Here is a 16,544-nt window from a genome sequence, read left to right as displayed (position 1 = left end):
CTAGATTTCGCAGCCGGCTGTATTCAAGGCTTTGCGCAAGCCACCAAACGCGCTCAGCCGGCAGTGCAGGGGCTCGCTGGCGGCGGCTTTTGAACGCTCGGTACTGGTAGCGCGCCTGATATCGGCAGTTCGCCTGATATCGGTGGCCTTTGGTTTCGGCTTGGGAAGGGCAGCGGTAGTGACCTTCTTTGATTTGGGATCTTGCCGGTGGTGGTTAATCCTGGGGGCCTCCGAAGGCCATATGAAGGTGGCTTCCGGAGGCGGCGAGGGAGAAACGCGTTCGTTGACCAGAGCAGGCTGCGCTGGCGTCTCGGTTTTCGCATAGTTAACTTCGAGCTTATCGGCCTTCGCCAACGCGCCATGTGAATCGGAAATGTCGACGGTTGTCTCGGCAAGGGGCTGAACGACCGCTGTTGCAGTACGCGGCGGAGTTCTAAGTTCCATGGCGGCAAGTGCTCCTATGCCCAACGGGATGAGGAGGCCCAACAACACCATTCTCAACATGATGCTTCTCCGGCCATGATAGTGCCGGTGCAAATTCTCCGCTCTAATGGGGCAATCTGGCGGCGGTCCACGCAGGAACCTCACCCGCGTGCAGGATGTTTGCCGACAGGGTTAACCGCCCGCCGATGTCGCCTTACCGAGAGTATCAGCCGATCAAGGATCAGCCGATCAAATGGATTGTCGGCGCGCCCTCCACACCGGCCTTTTGCATCGCAGCCTTCAAATCATCACTCGCCGTCCAGGCGCGCGCCTTGGCCAGGTCCGCCACGTTGGCAACGATTACAAGGTCGTTGGCGTCTTCCGTGTTGCGGTAGACGCGGCAGTTCGTGACTCCAGCCGCGGTCCGGCTCGATTCGTGGGCGTCATAGCCCGGACGCCATGCTGCGTAGTCGCGGACTCTGTGATGGATAATCATCGAAGCCATCGGTCCCTCCCGCATGTTGTTTTCCAGCGAAGGGCTGCGCCAATCGCCGATCAAGATCGTAAGCTTCTTTGCAGCTGGCGTCTAATGGATGGCCTGCTGCACTGCAATTGCGGGCCGATATGGCGCTTCGATCAGCAATGACGCGCGCCGCGATTGGAGCGGACCCTCCGCCCGAACGGGTATAGCCGTTATGACGTCTATCATCCGAAGCGCTGCAATCCGAATTGACGACTCGGCTTTTGACTGGCGCAGGGTGACATTCCTTCCCTGGGTCGGGAGAGTCCCGTCGGGTTGTGCAGTGCGATTGCGACGAGGGAGGCGACCATGAATTTTTGGCAGATGTCCGACGGAATCCGGCTGCATCATCAACAGCCCCCTCACCATGACGGGTACGATGGCGAAGGCGTTCGAGACGTGGCATGGCTGGATCCTTCACTGAATTCCGCGATCGGCACCGGTTACAATAGCGCTGGCGACGGCGGCTATGGCTTCTTCGTCGGCGCGATGCATCCGCCTGTCGCGCGTTCTGATTGGCTTGATGCCGGACACGGGGGTATTCAAAGCAACGCCGATGCCCAGTCCAATGCGGTGCACGCCGATCAACATGCCGGCCAGACGGGCCGCAATGATGGAGGCGGCAGCGCGACGACTGGCGCAGAGGTATCAGCCCTCAATTCTGGTTCCGGCCCAGGCCATGGCTGGCTTGATTCCACCACGATCCAGAGCGGGGCCAATCAGGCCGGCAACGGCGGAGATGGATATTTTTATGGAGGCACCATCCACGCCTCCTTCCTCATTTATCAGCCGATCAACATCGCGATCGCGATTGGATATGGCTCCAGCGCCCACGCTGAGCAAACCAACAATGTGAGTATCGATCAATCAGCCGTTCAGATCGCCGGCGTCGGGGGAAACGGCGGCAATGGCAACGCCGCATCGGGGGGAAACGTCGGCAGTTCTTCTTCTGGCGCCGACCTGATCGCGACCGGCGGCAATGGCGCCGGCAATGGCGGCGACGGCTACTTCTTCGGGAGCCTGGTGAATGCTCCTGTCGTTATCTACCATCCCGTAAATATTGCCATCGCCGGCGCTGGAGGCACGGCCGAGGCTACTCAGTCCAATACGGTTGAGATCGATCAATCCGCCGTCCAGATCGCCGGTGTCGGTGGCAATGGTGGTAACGGAAATGCGGCAGGCGGCGGCAACGTGTCGATGCTCGGACACACTTCCGGATCGGGCTACGGCGGGACTGACTCGCTCATACATACTGGCGACAACCATGCGGGTAATGGCGGCGACGGTTACTTTTATGGAGGCCTCGTCCACGCATCCTTCGCGATATATAATCCGGTCAACATTGCGGTGGCCGGGTATAATTCCAGCGCGCATGCCTTCCAGGCAAACAACGTGCAGCTGGATCAATTCTCCTTTCAGATGGCCGGCCTCGGAGGAAATGGGGGCAACGGCAATGCCGCAGCGGGCGGAAACGTCTTCTCCGGCTTCGGAGGTGGCTCCATCGCAACCGGGGACAACACTGCCGGCAACGGAGGCAGCGGCCATTTCACGGGCAGCATGATCGATGTCAACATCGCGATTTATGCGCCGATCAACATTGCGATCGCTGGCCCCAATTCAACGGCCGAAGCCGACCAGATCAACAATGTGATGTTCGACCAGAGCTCGGTCCAGATCGCGGGAATCGGCGGGTACGGCGGCCACGGCAATCTTGCGCTGGGTGGTGATGTCGCCACGCATCTTCTGTCTGAACTTCATTTGATAGGATAGGGCGAGAGTTCGCTGCCGCTCCGATGGTGAGGCCGAAGCCGCTCGCGGCCCGCTGATCGACCAGGCGCGCTCGCAGCTTCGCCATGCTGCGTCGCCATCGAGGGGCGCCAAGGCATGTAAAAGGCATGTAATCCTTTCGTGTGTAACGCCTACCGAACAGGATGGCACTCCATTTGCCATCTATCCGCCTCATGCAAGTGGGGATCAGACTTGTTGACACATCCGCTATCCTGATCCGGACGGATGGTGCGTGAAATCAACACAGGACGGAGGCTGATATGATGGCCAAGGCAAAGGGATTGATCAACGTTTCCGACTCCATCGAATTCAAATCGATCAACACCGGGGGCAACAACGCCGGAAATGGCGGCGACGGCAGCTTCTCGGGAAAAATCGTCAACCAACCGAGCATCAGCTTCGATCCATACAACAAGGCGAGCGGTGCCAGCGTGGACGTGAAAACCGGCGATCACGTCAATCAAAAGGCGGAATGGGATGCCGGGGGCGCAAACGGAAAGGCTTCGTGGTTTGCGAAGGCCGAGGGAGGAAAGGCCACGTCGAACGGAAACCAGGACTCCGACAGCGGCCATAATACCTCCAAGGTATACGCCAACACGACGGCGCAGCAGTCAAACTCGCTGAAGGCGGACATGCATCAGGAAGTGGTGGCTGGTATCGGCGGCGACGGTGGAAACGGCAACATCGCGCTGGGTGGAGACGTGAACTTCGTTTTCGATACCTTCTGATCGGCAGCTTGTCCGACTGGCAAGACCGGCGGCAGCGGCCGCCGGTCCACGACCCGGTCGAATCCTCAGGGCTCTGGCGGTGACGACAATGCTGATGCCGCCCCTCCGACTAAACCTCGCAGCACGGCCACAGACGAGGCTGCAGGCGGCGCTCTGGGCCTGTGCCGGCACGCTTGGCATCGTGTTCGCATACAGTTGCAGCTACAATCTGCTGCTCTTCGCTCCGTCCATCTACCTGCTTCAGATCTATGATCGGGTCTTGTCGAGCCGGAGCGGCCACACGCTTCTGATGCTCACCCTGATCGTCGCGCTCACCGTTGTGGTTGGTGGCGTACTTGACGCGCTGCGCCGCGCCGTGCTGGGGCGGCTCGGGGCATGGCTCGACGATCGCCTTCGTCCCTCCGTGCTCGCGGCCAGCCTCGAATGCGCCAACCGCGGCAACCCGGCGCAGGCATCGCAGGCGTATCGGGATCTCACTGTTCTGCGTCAGTTCGTCGAATCCAATGCATGCCCGATGCTGTTCGACGCGCTCTGGGTACCTTTGTTTCTAAGCGTGCTTTTTCTCGTACATCCATTGCTGGGAGTGATAGGAGCCTGCAGCGTGCTCTTCCTGTTCGGCGTCGCTCTTGTCGGCGATGTCCTCACCGAGGATGCGCAGGCCAGGTCCGGAACTACCTGGGCCAGGAGCCATAGCCGGTTCGCGACGGCTGTCGATAATGTTCAATTGATCCATGCCATGGGGATGCGCGACCGCGCCGCGCGCCTGATCTGCCAGGGCGCGCAGGATGCGCGAAGCGAGCACGACGAGGCCCAGCGGCGATACGAGATCATCATGCTTGTCGCAAAGCCGGCACGCGCATTGTCGCAGGTCCTGATCATGGGAGCCGCCGCGTGGCTGGTACTCGACTACAACAGAAGCCCCGCCATTATCTTTGCCTCGACGCTGCTGTTCAGCCGCGCGCTCGCACCCGTCGAGGGTGCCATCGCTGGCTGGAAAGCTTTCGCGACGGCCTTGAGCGCCTACCGGCGGCTCACGGACGTCCTTGTCGTCATCCCCGCTGTCCCGGAGAGCGCGGGCATTGCGTCGAACCGGGGCCGTCTCGTCGTCGACAATGTCGGCGTGGTATTGCCAGGCTCCGGCGGGTTCCTGCTGAGAGAAGTCTCGTTCAGCCTCGCGCCTGGTGAATGCCTTGGCATTATCGGTCCGTCCGGTTCCGGCAAATCAATGCTCGGCCAGATCATTGCCGGAATCTCGACGCCAACTCAGGGGCGCGTCCTGCTCGACAACGTCGACGTTTCGGTCTTGCGTGAGGGAGGGGGCGATCGTTACCTCGGATATCTGCCGCAGGACATCAACCTGTTCGGGGAGACCATAACGGACGTCATCGCAGGGCTCGATGATAGCGATCCGCGGAAGGTTATCGCAGCCGCGAAGCTCGCCGGAATCCATGACACCATCGTAGGGCTGCCACAGGGGTATGACACCGTCATTCCCGGCGGCGGCTGTGCTTTTTCGCGCGGGTATCGCCAGCGTCTCGGCCTTGCGCGGGCTTTCTTCGATGACCCGCGCCTTGTCGTGCTCGACGAGCCGAACGCCAGCCTCGATTACGTGGGCGAGCGCGTGCTGTTCGATGCCATCGAGCAGCTGAAGAAAGCCAACATCACGGTGATCATCATCACCCATCGAATGGGGATTCTCGCGGCCACGAACAGAATTGCCATCATGCAGGGCGGCGCCGTCACGGCATGTGGCGAAAGCGAGGAGATTTTCGAGAGGTATTTGAGCCGACCGCAAGTCGCATCACAGGTCACGTTGCCCGAGAGTACCCCCGCAGCCGCCAACGTGTCATCGCAGCGAGTTGTCCCGTGACCGACGTTCCAGACAAGCCGCCGCATTCGTCGTCCCTCGTCCCGGAACGGGGAACCAAGGTCGTGATTACCGCGATCGACGATATCGAGCCTCTGGAGTTTGCATGGTGGACGGCCCCGACGCCGGCCTCACCTCGCGCCGCGCTCCGCGGCTTCACCTGGGCAGGCAATCTGCTGGTCGTCTGCTTTGTGCTGGGCCTCGGGATCTGGTCGGGCTTTGCGCCGCTCGAGAGTGCCGCGATCGCTTCCGGCGTCGTGGAAACGGAATCGAGCCGGAAGACGATTCAGCACCTTGAGGGCGGCATCGTCAGGGAAATTCTGGTTGCCGACGGCGACGCGGTGCGCGCCGGGCAGGTGCTGATCTGGCTCGACGACACCAGGGCCCGCGCCGAGATGCAGAGCCTTCAGGGCCAATTGTGGGACGCGACGGCACGTGAAGCAAGGCTCCAGGCCGAGATGCAAGGGCAAGAGCAGGTGTCGTTTCCCGCCAGCATGGCGACTGCGGGGAAAGAGAATTCATCGGCCGCAGATGTCCTCACCGCGCAGCGAAACATCTTTGAAACGCGCCGGCAGGTCTTCAGGTCTCAGCTCGCCGTCGTCCGGGAGAAGAGCCTCCAGGTCGACAAGGAAATCCTGGGCCTCAAGGCGCAGGAAACCGCCGTCGCGCAGCGGGCCGCAATCGCCCGCGAGGAACTGGAAATGGTGGCCACCCTCGTCAGCAAGGGGCTCGAGCGGCGGCCGCGCCTTCTGAGCCTCGAACGGGAAGTGGCTGAAATACAGGGGCGGCGGGGCGAGATCGCCGCGCATATTTCGCGCGCCGAGCAGGTCATCAGCGAATCGCAGGCGACGCTGCTCAAGCTCGAGAACGACCGGCAAAACGAAATCGCGCAGTCGCTGCGCGAGGCACAAAACCAGATATTTCAGCTACGCGAGCGATTGCGGGCGGCCGTGGACCAGCTGTCACGAACCGAGGTCAAGGCTCCCGAGGACGGCGTGGTAACCGACCTGCGGATTCATACCCCCGGCGGCGTGATCGGGGCAGGTGCCCCGCTTATGGATATGGTGCCCCGGCAGGATCGCCTCATCGTGACCGCGCGCATCAAGCCGGAGGATATCGATGTGGTTCATCCCGGACTGAATGCCGACGTGCACCTGCTGCCCTACAATCAGCGCCGCGCACCGCGTCTCAGTGGGACGGTGACGCACGTATCCGCCGACCGCCTAATCGACAAGCGTACCGAGCAGCCCTACTACGCAACCAAAATTCGCGTGCAGGATGCGCGGATCGCCGAGCACGACATCCGGATCATCCCCGGAATGCCGGCACAGGTGTTCATCACAACCGGGCGCAGCACCGTGGCACTCTACGCCCTGAGGCCCCTGCTCGACAGCTTCAACGGCGCGTTCAAGGAGGATTGAGCTACGAACTGTCTCAAGATGCGCCTGTGCCGGTATCGCGTTCATGCCCCGACAGCCGGCCGCTCCAGCGGAGCACCGCCTCGGTGCGGTTGCGAGCGGCACACTTGCGCATGATATGATGATTATGCATTTTAACGGTGTTTTCCGAAAGGTTGAGTTTAGCGGCGATCAGCTTGTTCGGAAGACCGAGCTCCAGTTCCGCAAGCACGTGTTGCTCGCGAGGCGTGAAATCGATCAGGTGTTTTTCCGGCGCGTCTTTCGGAGCGTCAGCGGCCAAATATCCCGACGACAACTCGGCAGCAGAGAGTAATTCCGCCGCTGTCGTGCCATTTTGCGCGATGATCGGAAGTGGTCTGTAGACGCCGCCGGCGAGAACAAGACGCAGGCCGGCAACCGCGACCTCGACCGGGATCGAGGTCGGGAAGAAGCCTCGTACTCCCCTGTGCATTGCGGCCAATGCCGTAGCCTCGTCATCACGGTTCGACAAGAGCGCGATGGAGGCATTGGGGCAGTAGTCCACGAGGAGAGCAAGATCGTCCTCGACAGACGGATCGGCGATGGACTTGTCCCCGGTACTCAGCGCCACCAGGCAAACATCTCGCCCCGACACGAAATCCAGACCGTCCGTGGTCGCCATTTCGACGATTTCGAACCCCGGCAATTCCCGCCGGAGAATGCTTAGAATGCAGGTACGCGTTAACGTGAGAGGCTCGATGATCACCAGGGCCGGCATTTGCGGCGATCCATTGAGCCGTTCAGCGTGGTTGACGACTTGGTCCATAATAACCCCGAATTCAAAAAGCTGTTGGGCCACCCCACTGATTCCAAATTTCCACCGATCGTAATTGCCTGGCACCATGTCCATGAGAGACGCCCGATTGAGCAATCGGTGCTCAAAGGTCTCAGGGATATCCACGACGCCGCAGTTGCAGGAGGAAATTCTTTCCACGCAATTTCACAGCCGGGCACGATGCGATTTCATCGCATCGCGCGCATTCTGGGCTTCTGAGCATGATAGAACCGGTATCCGCAATCCCGGATCATGCCTTAGTTGCAGATGTTACGATACGCGATCGCCGCCGCTGAATCTGCCTTGCCAGCAACGACGTATGCATCATCCTCCTTCACGAGATATAGAAACGGCCTGTCTCCGGTATCTGAACCGGACGCATTCTTCCCTCTGACGTGACCGCAGATGGTGTCCACCGGACGCCCCCACATATTCAGTCTGATGGCCCGCTTCATGTCGCCGAACTCGGCAGATGCCGGATCGTCCATCTTTGCGGCGACTGAGATCTTTGCCTTGGCCAGGACGGGATCCGGGCTTTCGGCGGATCGATGGGTTGGCAAGGCGGGGCTCCTCGACGACGCGTGCGCGGTTTTGACGACGTGAGCCCGTCCGCGGGACCCGGCCGATGATGGTTTCTTGGACTTGACCGCAGCGGACTTCGCTCCAGCTGTTGCAGGATTTGGCCTGAGCGCCGTTGACTTCTGCGCCATCGGTGGACCGGTCGGGGGTCCGTCGAGGCAGCCTTGTGGCGCGCACTCCCGGAGGCTTGCCTGCGACGGGCCGAGCCCATAGCCGATCAGGAGTCCAGCCAGTACGCCAATGAAAAGCAATCCCATGCAATTCCCCTCCTCGAGGGCGGAATTCCCATTGCACTCTTGCCGCAACTTCTTGATTTTACTGCTGAGGAGTTATCTGTTGCGCAAAAGCGTTAAGCGCTCATTAAGCGCTCATTAAGCGTGCATCCCGTGCGAAATCACGCTCCCGCATGGTTAACGTTGACGCACCGCCGAGCGGTCGATTGCCCGACGGATCCGTCCGGTCAATTCAAATCTGACCGGCTGTCCGGTTTTGCTTTGCTGGGCCGTTGCGCCATCGGCCGAATAGCCGCTCGCTGCGACATCCTCGACCCGTCATGGCCAATGGCTGAGCCCGGTTGCGCCATTTCCCGGCTCGATGCCCGGCGAAAAGTGCTAGCTTATCGCGTGGGGCGCACCGGACATCTTTCAAATGGATCGGTATCCAGGCGATCAATTCCCTTATGCGGCGTTCTTCTGGCCTGCGATCGTCGCTGCATCGGCCGCTGAAACCGCCTCGTCCGTCGCGGCGCAGCTTCTTGGATTCTCTGCCGACGCCGCCACTCCTGCGCAGGAGCCTGAAGGCGCCACGCCAAGCTCGATCGCGCTGGAGCTGCATGCCGTTCGGCTTCGTGACTTTACGGTGGGGGGAAGCGGCGTTCCCGCCCTGCTGTGCCCACCGCTCGCGCTGCATGGAGCTGCTATCGCTGACCTTGCAGCCGGCCACAGTCTCGTTGCGGCCCTCCGTGGCGCTGGAATTGAACGGCTGTTCATGGCCGATTGGCGTTCTGCCAGCGCTGACATGCGATTTCTCGGAGTCGACGAATATCTTGCCGATCTCAATGTCCTTGTCGATCATCTCGGCGGCCGGGTCGATCTTGTGGGGCTGTGCCAGGGCGGCTGGTTATCCCTGGTCTATGCGGGACGCTTCCCGGCCAAGGTACGCAAGCTTGTGATGGCCGGCGCGCCCATCGATATTGCCGCGCAGCAGTCCGGTTTGTCTGTTATCGCCGAGGCGACCCCACGGTTCGTGTTTGAGAGCCTGGTCAAGTCAGGCGATGGTCTCGTCATCGGCCGCAAGGTCGCGCCGTTCTGGGGGAACGAGACTGACCCGAACGATATCCGAAACTCTCTGCAGACTGTGCAGCCGATCGAATCGCCGGAATTCACCCGACTCGAAGCCATCTTCAAGAACTGGAATTCCTGGACGATCGACGTTCCCGGAAAATACTACCTCGAAGTCGTCGAGAAACTGTACAAATGCAACGCGCTCGCCACCGGAAACTTCGTCGCCCTGGGACAAGAGATCGACCTCTCGCGGCTGCAGCTTCCGATGTACCTTCTGGCCGGGAGCGCCGACGACGTCGTCGCCCCGCAACAATTGCTTGCAGTGCAACGACTGGTAGGAACGCCGGCGGAATCCCTGCGCCACGCGGTTGCCCCGTGCGGCCATCTAAGTCTGTTCATGGGCAGGCGCACGCTTGAAGAGCATTGGCCCGGGATTGCGCGCTGGATGAAGGAGGCTGAATGAGCCCGGTGCTCATCCGCGAAATGCCGAAGCGCCTGGCGCGGCAGTGAGCACCTCACAGAAAACGAAGAAGGCCCCGTGGGGACGGGGCCTTCAGACGCACAAAAACTGCTCTCGTCTTACTTCTTTCCCTTGGCCGCCGGCGCAGACGCGATGGGCGCACTGGCGCCTGCGTTGGGCGGAGCGGCGCCTGCTTTGTGCGCGTAATCAGCGCCTGCCATGGGAGTCGGTTTCTTGGCTTTTGGATCAACCGCGATGGGTGCACTGGCGCCTGCGTTGGGCGGAGCGGCGCCTGCTTTGTGCCCGTAATCAGCGCCTGTCATAGGCGTCGGTTTCTTGGCTTTTGGATCAACCGCGATGGACGCACTGGCGCCTGCGTTAGGTGGCGTGGCGCCTGTCTTGCTGGTTTCCTTCCCCATCATTGGCGCGGTCTGAGCCAACGCCAATGACGATCCAAGCGCAAAGAACGAAATGGCTGCCGCCGTAACGAGTTTCTTCATGTCCGCCTCCCATTTAATAAGTGATCAAGAAAGGACAGTTTGTTCCACGGCGGCGCGGCGGTCAAACTTGATTTTGCGGACCAACGGTCGCAGCACGACATCATTGCGACCGGCACCAGGCCAGGCCAGGGCAACGACGGAATTGCCCGTGGCCTCGGCGTTGCGGGACCGTCAGCGCCGCCGTGCTGCAGCAGCGAAGCAGGGTTCAGGCTGCTATCGACGCCCCCGGTTGGGCCCGGTACGATGTGGATTAATGAGGCGGCGGAAGACCGCCCGGTGGCGGCAAGGAGACAAAGGGGGGCGGCAATGGTGCGGCTGCAACATGCGGTGCTGGCGGCGGCGATGATGGCGGCGATGGGCACACCCGTCGCGGCGCAAGTGCTCGACGCCACCTATCGCGGCACCATGGTCTGCGACAAGCTGCCGTATACCAGCGACAAGATGCGCGAAGCCATCGAGGTCACGATCAGCGGCAGCACCGCGCGCTACACCCATGTGGTACGGCTGCGCAAGGCCGCCGTCGAGGCCACCGCCGAGCAGGGTACCGGAAAAATCGACGGCCAGAAAATCGACCTTCAGGGTACCTGGAAAGGCGGCAGCCGCGAGTACCAGGCGAAATACAGCGGCAGCTTCGTGCGGCGCAGCGCCAGGCTGAAGGGCACGCAGACCTGGACCGACGGCGGCAAGACCGTCACCCGTGCCTGCGCCGGCGCGATCAAGCGACCGCTCAAGCCATTCCTGCCGCGCGACAACAAGCAGGGCGCGGCGAAGTGAGGTTGTGCTTTCCTGTCGCGCCGGAAGCCAGCTTCCTGATGGACTGTCGGGCGCCGTGAAAGACCTCGCCTCCCTGGCAGGGGAGGCGAGATCAGGCAATTCAGCGTTCGGCTTGCAAAAATCAGCTGCGCGGGATCGGCGGGCTGAAGCCGCCGTTGAACGAAAGCAGCTTTTCGATCTGCTGCGGCGTCAGCAGGTCGTGATTGCGGGGAATGTGCGGATGCGCAATGGTGCTGGTGCGGATCAGGGAAGTGACGCCGCCTGAAGCGGTCGCAAGCTCGGTGTCGTTCAGAAGTCCGGTATGGCTGGTCATCGGTTTGCTCCGTCGTGTCCGACCGGGGCGATCATCGCTCCGTTTCATCGGTGAGCAGGACAATGCGCAGGTCTGCCACCCCGCGCTGTTCCCTGGGGAACAAGCCTAGCGTTGGGCGCAGTCCGCCTTTGGCAGAGCGGCATTGGGCCACTCATCACTTCTCCCGCATGCGCGCACGCACAACCCCGACTGACCTTCGCGGCACGGCGAAGACTTCGCATGAGGAAGAGGAGAGGCACCGTGTTTCTACGGGGTGCGAGGCTTGGGCCGTTCAAGGTGCATTCATCATGAACTGCCTATGCAGCGCCGGGGGCGGCAGACTGTTTATGATGGGACCGTTATGTCGTTTGCCCCTGATGACTTCGATCCGCTGGCCGTTGTTATTGACTGGCTCGACGCATGTCGATCAGGCGACCTCGACGCCTTGCTCGATCTCTACGACGAGCGCGCCACGCTTGAATGCGATTGCGAGGGTGCGCGCCTGACCGGACGAGAGCCGTTGTCGGCTTACTGGACCGGCAAACTTCAAAACCAGCTCCCGGCTGCCTTTACCCTCGACGATCTCACGGTGACGGAAGACGGCATTCGGGTTGATTATCGGAACAACAAAGCCAGTCTGGTGCGGGCGCATTTTCGTTTCAGCCCGGCAGGCAAGATTGAGCGCACCCTCTGCGGGCCGGTGAACCGACGTCTGTCGGCATAACCGACATTCGCGAACCGTCGATGATCGCTATCAGGTTCAAAGCGGACGGCGATTAAGCGACAGACTTTCCCGAGAGTATCCTACCGGGAACAAGTGGCAATCCGGGACGTTGGTGCCGACGCTAATACGCTCGCAGACCCTCGATGGGCCACCAAGGTCCCCGCTTGCCGTCCGTCGACTTCTCTGCGTGAGCCCTGCCGAGCACCCGCTCGGCGGGGCTTTTTATAATGTTCGGCAGCGCTGCCAATCATCGTGACGACGAGTTTTTCGGACACTGCATCAGCGTTCTCAAACGAGGCGAAAACTTCAAGCGCGTGCGGGCAGGGGGTGCAGCGGCCAAGGAAACGCCGGTTACCTATTTTTCCCGGCCCGGAACATATCGCGAGATGACGGTGTTGACGTGCATTCTTGGAGACACGGTCATGGCATCGAGCGCGCGCATTTTTTTCGCAGGGGTGGGAACTACTTTTGTCATCCTGGGAGTTGGCTTTGGCAGCGGACTCCTGATGGCTAACTCGGCGCTCAAGGAGCGCTCCGGCTACCAGGCACGTACGGCCGCGGAACTGCCGTCCCCCGTCAGGGTCATTCTGCCTACTACGGCCGAGGCGGCCCAGCCGCCGCAACCGCCCCAACAGACATCGCAGCAGGCTGCCATGGTGGACCCGGCACCCGCCGAACCGGTGCAGGCAGCGCAGCCGGAAAAACGCGCTGAGAAGCCAGACGCGAAGAAGGCCGAAGCCGAAGTGCGCGCGCCGCAAACGCTACGCTGAACGCAAATCCAGGCGCGAGGCTGCCCGGGCGAAACAGCGACTGGAACCACGAGAGCAAGAAGCAGCCTCGGTCATGGCTTTTGGCGGTGACGCCACTTCGCGCCTGGTGATGTTCGGCAACTAGGCGCCGCGAACGCTTGAATGCGTGAGCGGCTCCTCAAGCCCGTCCGCCTATTTGTCCGTAAAAAACGTCAGTAAGACTTTGCCCTTTTCGCCGATCAGGCAGAGAAAGGTTCGGCGCGTGTCCTGCTTGCCTTTTTCGAGATAGGCATCGCCAATAACAATGGTTTTGATGGGCGTGTCCTCGACCTTCGTATTGGCCTTTGCAACCGTCATTCCGTCAACGTCGAGAGTCACGTCCTTGATGCCAGGATTGCGCTCTCTCAGTGCAATCAAACCCGTCGACCGGCACGCCTCCAGTTCGGGGTTCGCAACTTGAGCAGATACATTTCCGACGGAAATGCCGATAAACAATGTCGCGAGAGCGATTGCAATTTTTCCAACGCGCATTTTGGTCTCCAACATGAAGTTTCAATACGAACAAGTGCCGGGGTGTCGCCGCTGCTGGCCAGGTGAAAGTTGTGGCTGTCACCGCGGATCCGTGTCAGACACGCGTGAGCGGCACCGTGGATGCCCGCTGCTGGTCCGGGGTGGATACCGCTTCGCAGAACAATCAAGTTTACGCAGATTGCGTAGACTTATCTGCGATAGAAAACGCGTCCAAGACAACAGTCTGGAACGTCGGTTCCGGTTCAATCAGAACCGATAAGCCTCTAGGCCGCAGCGATCGTCTTTTCGATATCATGCACCGCATGACCGGTAAGGTCCTTCGAGATCTCGCCGCGAAGAACTTCCGACAGCTTTTTGTGATAGCTCTTGCGAAGCTCGCCGAGGGTGCGCGGGGCGGCGATGATGATGAGATCCGAAATTTCACCATCCAGAACCCGTTTGTTGAGCAAATCCGCTATTCCGCCGGCGAAGCCGTCTTCCGCGGCCTGGCTTTCGTCAGGATTGGCAGAACTGCTCTGATGGCCCGCGCCGGACCCCTTGTTTACGTTTTCGATCTCCGATTCAGGCATCGCCGTCAGCGTTGGGCTGGCCTCATCGCCGGTATTGCTAAAAAGGTTGAACTTTTCTCCGTCGGCGACGGCCACGATTGTTCCCTTGGGGAGCAACATGAAATCTCCAGAGTGTGAGGAATGCACTGCGATGCAGGCGGTACGTCAATCGATCAGGGCGCGCTTGGTTCCGGAACCGGCATGAGGCGCGCCCCAACTAAACCTGCTATGTCCGCTGGGGATTGAGAGCGCCGGAATCTCCTCAGTTTCGACTTTGGGAGACAGGCATCAGCCCCGACGCCGAAGCGATCAGTGACACGCCCGCCAGGAGAACCAGTATCAACACCGCCTTGCGAAACGTATCGTCGTTGATAGTGCCATACAGTTTGAAGCCGATCCATATGCCGGCTACCATGAAAGGAAGCCCGATGCCGTACAATTTGACGGTTTCGGCGGTGTACGACCCTGCGACGAGTTGCGCGAGCGAGATGATCACAAACGCCGCAAATAGCACCGGTTGAAACACGGAGCGTTGCTTGTCCCTGGACCAGCCGCGCCACTGGCAGGAGATGGTGGAGATGATGCCGCCGAGACCGGTGAGACCTCCGAGCAATCCGTTGGAAATGCCGATGGCAACGTCGGCCGGCGTCCCGATCTTCATTGGCTTTATGGGTGGGCGTGCAAGGCTGTATGTCGCGTAGAGGACGAGCAGCACTCCGACGCCGAAGCGCAAGTAAGTCGGATTGATGTGTGTCAACAGCATCACGCCGATTGGGATGCCGATTGCCGTTCCGAGCGTCAGCGGCCAAATGTCTTGCCAGCGCAACTCATGGCGCAGCTTCGCGATGCCGTAACCTTGCGTGAGTAGCCCGTAGCCGGCAATCAGCGCGGCCGTCTGAATGATGTGCAGCCATATGCCTGATACGACGAGGCCCATCGCGAATCCGGAAAACCCGCTGACGAAGCCGCCAAGAAATGTTGCAAGAATAAAAGGAAGTACGAGGTTTCCATCCATGTTGCTCGCTCCATAGGAAAGCGAGCAGCGCTTGCATGGGGTCACCCACTTCACGGGGAGGCTGCGACGTCCCCAGGCAATACTCTATAGGCTTTGACTTCGGGTTGGCAACGGCAGCGATCCGATGATCGTCCTAGAGCGAGGGCCGTTAGCGTGTCTGCTCGCGGCGCCGGTGAAGCGTCCGAGACCGGTCGCGAACAGCGGCTCGCACAACCGCGGGCCACCGATCATTTCGACCGCCATGGGGTCATCCGCGGTATCCAGCGCGGGACGGCGGCGCGGAACGCCTCGTACTCACTCCCAAACGTCTGCTCGAGCGTGGGTTCTTCGTACGCCACGACGAAGACGTGGAAGGCGAGCCAGAGCAGCGCGCCGTAGACGATGAGACGCCAATCGCCCATCAGCATCGCTTGACCCAGGATGATGGCAACGACCGCGACGTATATTGGATTACGCACATAACGGTAGAGACCGGTCACCACGAGATTCCGGGTCGGCGCGATGGGTGCGGGGGTGCCGAGACCCTGCAGCGCGAAACGCGCAAATGCGTCAACGAGCCCAGGCACGCCTGCGAGAATCATTATCGCGCCGATGCCGCGCGTCAGCTCCAGACCAAGGAACGGCGGCCGGAGTTGCCAACCCGTGATGGACCATGGAACGAGCCCCGCCAGCGTACATGGGGCGACCACGAAGAAAACCGCCGAGCCCAGGACGGCAATGGTTCGTTGCACGGCGGTTCCCGACACTCGCGGCGAGCTCATTCCAAGCTCCCCCTTCATGGTTTCCCGTCGTCATCCGGGTGCCGATACGCTCGCCATGTTATCCCAAAAGCGGAAACCGCGCACGACTAAAGCCAGAATGCCACGGCGGCAACGAGGCACAGAGCTTGTGGGGCGGATTGGAGCCGAAGCCGTAATCCGCCATTCCGTGTCCCCGCAATTTTCCTCACCAGGCGTGACGACAAGTCAACGTCGCACGCAGGATAGCACAGCTACATCGGCGTTGGAGCCAAGGGTGGCGGATTACGCCTTCGGCTCAATCCGCCCTACGAACTGCGTCGCCTTGCGCGCAAGCGCAATCTTGCGACCGGCATGCGACAAAACAACCCGACGGGCAAATCACTTCTGATTGTCAGAATTCGTGTCAAGCCCAGAAATCAAAAATATTTCTGTTTTACGGAAGCAAAAATCAGTTTACATAATAGCCATCCCGTCCCACTCAGAGGGCGTCGGCCGTCGTCACGGACGTTGGACGGGTTGCGGTGGACGCTGGTTTACGCCTCGACGATGGCGTGGATAGGCGTACGGCAAAACCGTGTGGTCCTGGCGCCCGTTGCAGGCGTCAAGCTGTCGGAGAAGCGTGAGCGAAAACGGCAGCGACGGAGTCAACCAAGAACTCGTCTCCGGGGAGATCACGGCATAAGCCGTAAAGCCACTGCGCAGGGAATGTCGGATGTTCTCCGCTGCCCTGTATGCTCATGTGCAGCATTCTTATGCACAATCGCACATGAGACCGCGGGTGCAGCGCGCATCCGGCATTCCCTGCGCCCTCT

At 60.7% G+C, this 16,544-nt stretch carries 18 protein-coding genes; 8 read left to right on the top strand and 10 right to left on the bottom strand.

Translation table 11 applies throughout. From position 1 onward, the window contains the following. Together JQ575_RS17085 and JQ575_RS17080 are read right to left on the bottom strand one after the other, a co-directional pair. Window positions 1-504 (bottom strand): hypothetical protein, encoded by a 504-nt coding sequence (locus JQ575_RS17085; RefSeq protein WP_212034396.1) that lies wholly within the window; start codon window positions 502-504, stop codon window positions 1-3. A 160-nt stretch (window positions 505-664) separates the two neighbouring features. Continuing rightward, on the bottom strand, window positions 665-982 hold the full coding sequence (locus JQ575_RS17080; RefSeq protein WP_212034395.1) for an antibiotic biosynthesis monooxygenase: 318 nt from the start codon (window positions 980-982) through the stop codon (window positions 665-667). 270 nt (window positions 983-1,252) lie between these two features. Here JQ575_RS17080 and JQ575_RS46435 point away from each other — a divergent pair, with 270 nt between their 5' ends. The 4 genes from JQ575_RS46435 (at window position 1,253) to JQ575_RS17060 (ending at window position 6,747) form a co-directional block, all read left to right on the top strand. After that, entirely contained in the window at window positions 1,253-2,713 is a 1,461-nt protein-coding gene (locus tag JQ575_RS46435; protein WP_212034394.1) for a hypothetical protein, read from the top strand. 281 nt (window positions 2,714-2,994) lie between these two features. Next, a complete protein-coding gene (locus JQ575_RS17070) occupies window positions 2,995-3,459 on the top strand; it encodes a hypothetical protein (protein WP_249166700.1) in 465 nt (154 codons plus the stop codon). Window positions 3,460-3,547: 88 nt separating this feature from the next. Then, window positions 3,548-5,329, top strand: a complete 1,782-nt coding sequence (locus tag JQ575_RS17065) for a type I secretion system permease/ATPase (RefSeq protein WP_212034392.1) — start codon at window positions 3,548-3,550, stop codon at window positions 5,327-5,329. Then, on the top strand, window positions 5,326-6,747 hold the full coding sequence (locus JQ575_RS17060) for an HlyD family type I secretion periplasmic adaptor subunit (RefSeq protein ID WP_212034540.1): 1,422 nt from the start codon (window positions 5,326-5,328) through the stop codon (window positions 6,745-6,747). Before JQ575_RS17065 ends, JQ575_RS17060 begins: the two co-directional genes overlap by 4 nt. Before the next feature lie 13 nt (window positions 6,748-6,760). Here JQ575_RS17060 and JQ575_RS17055 read toward each other — a convergent pair whose 3' ends face one another. Further along, window positions 6,761-7,612, bottom strand: a complete 852-nt coding sequence (locus JQ575_RS17055) for a response regulator transcription factor (RefSeq protein ID WP_249166699.1) — start codon at window positions 7,610-7,612, stop codon at window positions 6,761-6,763. A 182-nt stretch (window positions 7,613-7,794) separates the two neighbouring features. Then, window positions 7,795-8,097, bottom strand: coding sequence for a hypothetical protein (locus JQ575_RS17050; protein WP_249166698.1), 303 nt, complete (start codon window positions 8,095-8,097; stop codon window positions 7,795-7,797). A gap of 667 nt (window positions 8,098-8,764) precedes the next feature. Here JQ575_RS17050 and JQ575_RS17045 point away from each other — a divergent pair. Beyond that, entirely contained in the window at window positions 8,765-9,862 is a 1,098-nt protein-coding gene (locus JQ575_RS17045) for an alpha/beta fold hydrolase (protein ID WP_212034391.1), read from the top strand. 116 nt (window positions 9,863-9,978) lie between these two features. Here the strand turns inward: JQ575_RS17045 and JQ575_RS17040 are convergent, their stop codons facing one another. Beyond that, on the bottom strand, window positions 9,979-10,359 hold the full coding sequence (locus JQ575_RS17040) for a hypothetical protein (RefSeq protein WP_212034390.1): 381 nt from the start codon (window positions 10,357-10,359) through the stop codon (window positions 9,979-9,981). Between the two features lie 306 nt (window positions 10,360-10,665). On the opposite strand from JQ575_RS17040, the gene JQ575_RS17035 reads away from it, so the two are divergent. Beyond that, on the top strand, window positions 10,666-11,133 hold the full coding sequence (locus JQ575_RS17035; RefSeq protein ID WP_212034389.1) for a hypothetical protein: 468 nt from the start codon (window positions 10,666-10,668) through the stop codon (window positions 11,131-11,133). A 121-nt stretch (window positions 11,134-11,254) separates the two neighbouring features. Here JQ575_RS17035 and JQ575_RS17030 read toward each other — a convergent pair whose 3' ends face one another. Further along, the gene (locus tag JQ575_RS17030; protein WP_212034388.1) at window positions 11,255-11,446 is read right to left on the bottom strand and encodes a hypothetical protein; all 192 of its coding nucleotides are present in this window, start codon (window positions 11,444-11,446) and stop codon (window positions 11,255-11,257) included. Between the two features lie 340 nt (window positions 11,447-11,786). Between JQ575_RS17030 and JQ575_RS17025 the strand changes: the two genes are divergently transcribed. Both JQ575_RS17025 and JQ575_RS17020 read left to right on the top strand, forming a co-directional pair. Then, on the top strand, window positions 11,787-12,149 hold the full coding sequence (locus JQ575_RS17025) for a nuclear transport factor 2 family protein (protein ID WP_212034387.1): 363 nt from the start codon (window positions 11,787-11,789) through the stop codon (window positions 12,147-12,149). A 227-nt stretch (window positions 12,150-12,376) separates the two neighbouring features. Then, window positions 12,377-12,919: a hypothetical protein gene (locus JQ575_RS17020; RefSeq protein WP_212034386.1), complete on the top strand. Its 543-nt coding sequence runs from the start codon at window positions 12,377-12,379 to the stop codon at window positions 12,917-12,919. Window positions 12,920-13,090: 171 nt separating this feature from the next. Here JQ575_RS17020 and JQ575_RS17015 read toward each other — a convergent pair whose 3' ends face one another. From JQ575_RS17015 to JQ575_RS17000, 4 genes are all read right to left on the bottom strand, one after another. Next, window positions 13,091-13,429, bottom strand: a complete 339-nt coding sequence (locus JQ575_RS17015; RefSeq protein ID WP_212034385.1) for a hypothetical protein — start codon at window positions 13,427-13,429, stop codon at window positions 13,091-13,093. A 263-nt stretch (window positions 13,430-13,692) separates the two neighbouring features. After that, entirely contained in the window at window positions 13,693-14,097 is a 405-nt protein-coding gene (locus JQ575_RS17010; RefSeq protein ID WP_212034384.1) for a host attachment protein, read from the bottom strand. A 142-nt stretch (window positions 14,098-14,239) separates the two neighbouring features. Then, complete coding sequence (locus tag JQ575_RS17005; protein WP_212034383.1) at window positions 14,240-14,992, bottom strand: sulfite exporter TauE/SafE family protein; 753 nt, start codon at window positions 14,990-14,992, stop codon at window positions 14,240-14,242. A 227-nt stretch (window positions 14,993-15,219) separates the two neighbouring features. Beyond that, window positions 15,220-15,753, bottom strand: a complete 534-nt coding sequence (locus JQ575_RS17000) for an isoprenylcysteine carboxylmethyltransferase family protein (protein ID WP_212034382.1) — start codon at window positions 15,751-15,753, stop codon at window positions 15,220-15,222. Window positions 15,754-16,544 lie beyond the last annotated feature (791 nt).

It is taken from the genome of Bradyrhizobium sp. JYMT SZCCT0428 (genome assembly GCF_018131075.1).
GTDB lineage: Bacteria > Pseudomonadota > Alphaproteobacteria > Rhizobiales > Xanthobacteraceae > Bradyrhizobium.
This window is presented reverse-complemented; position numbering and strand designations above follow the sequence as displayed.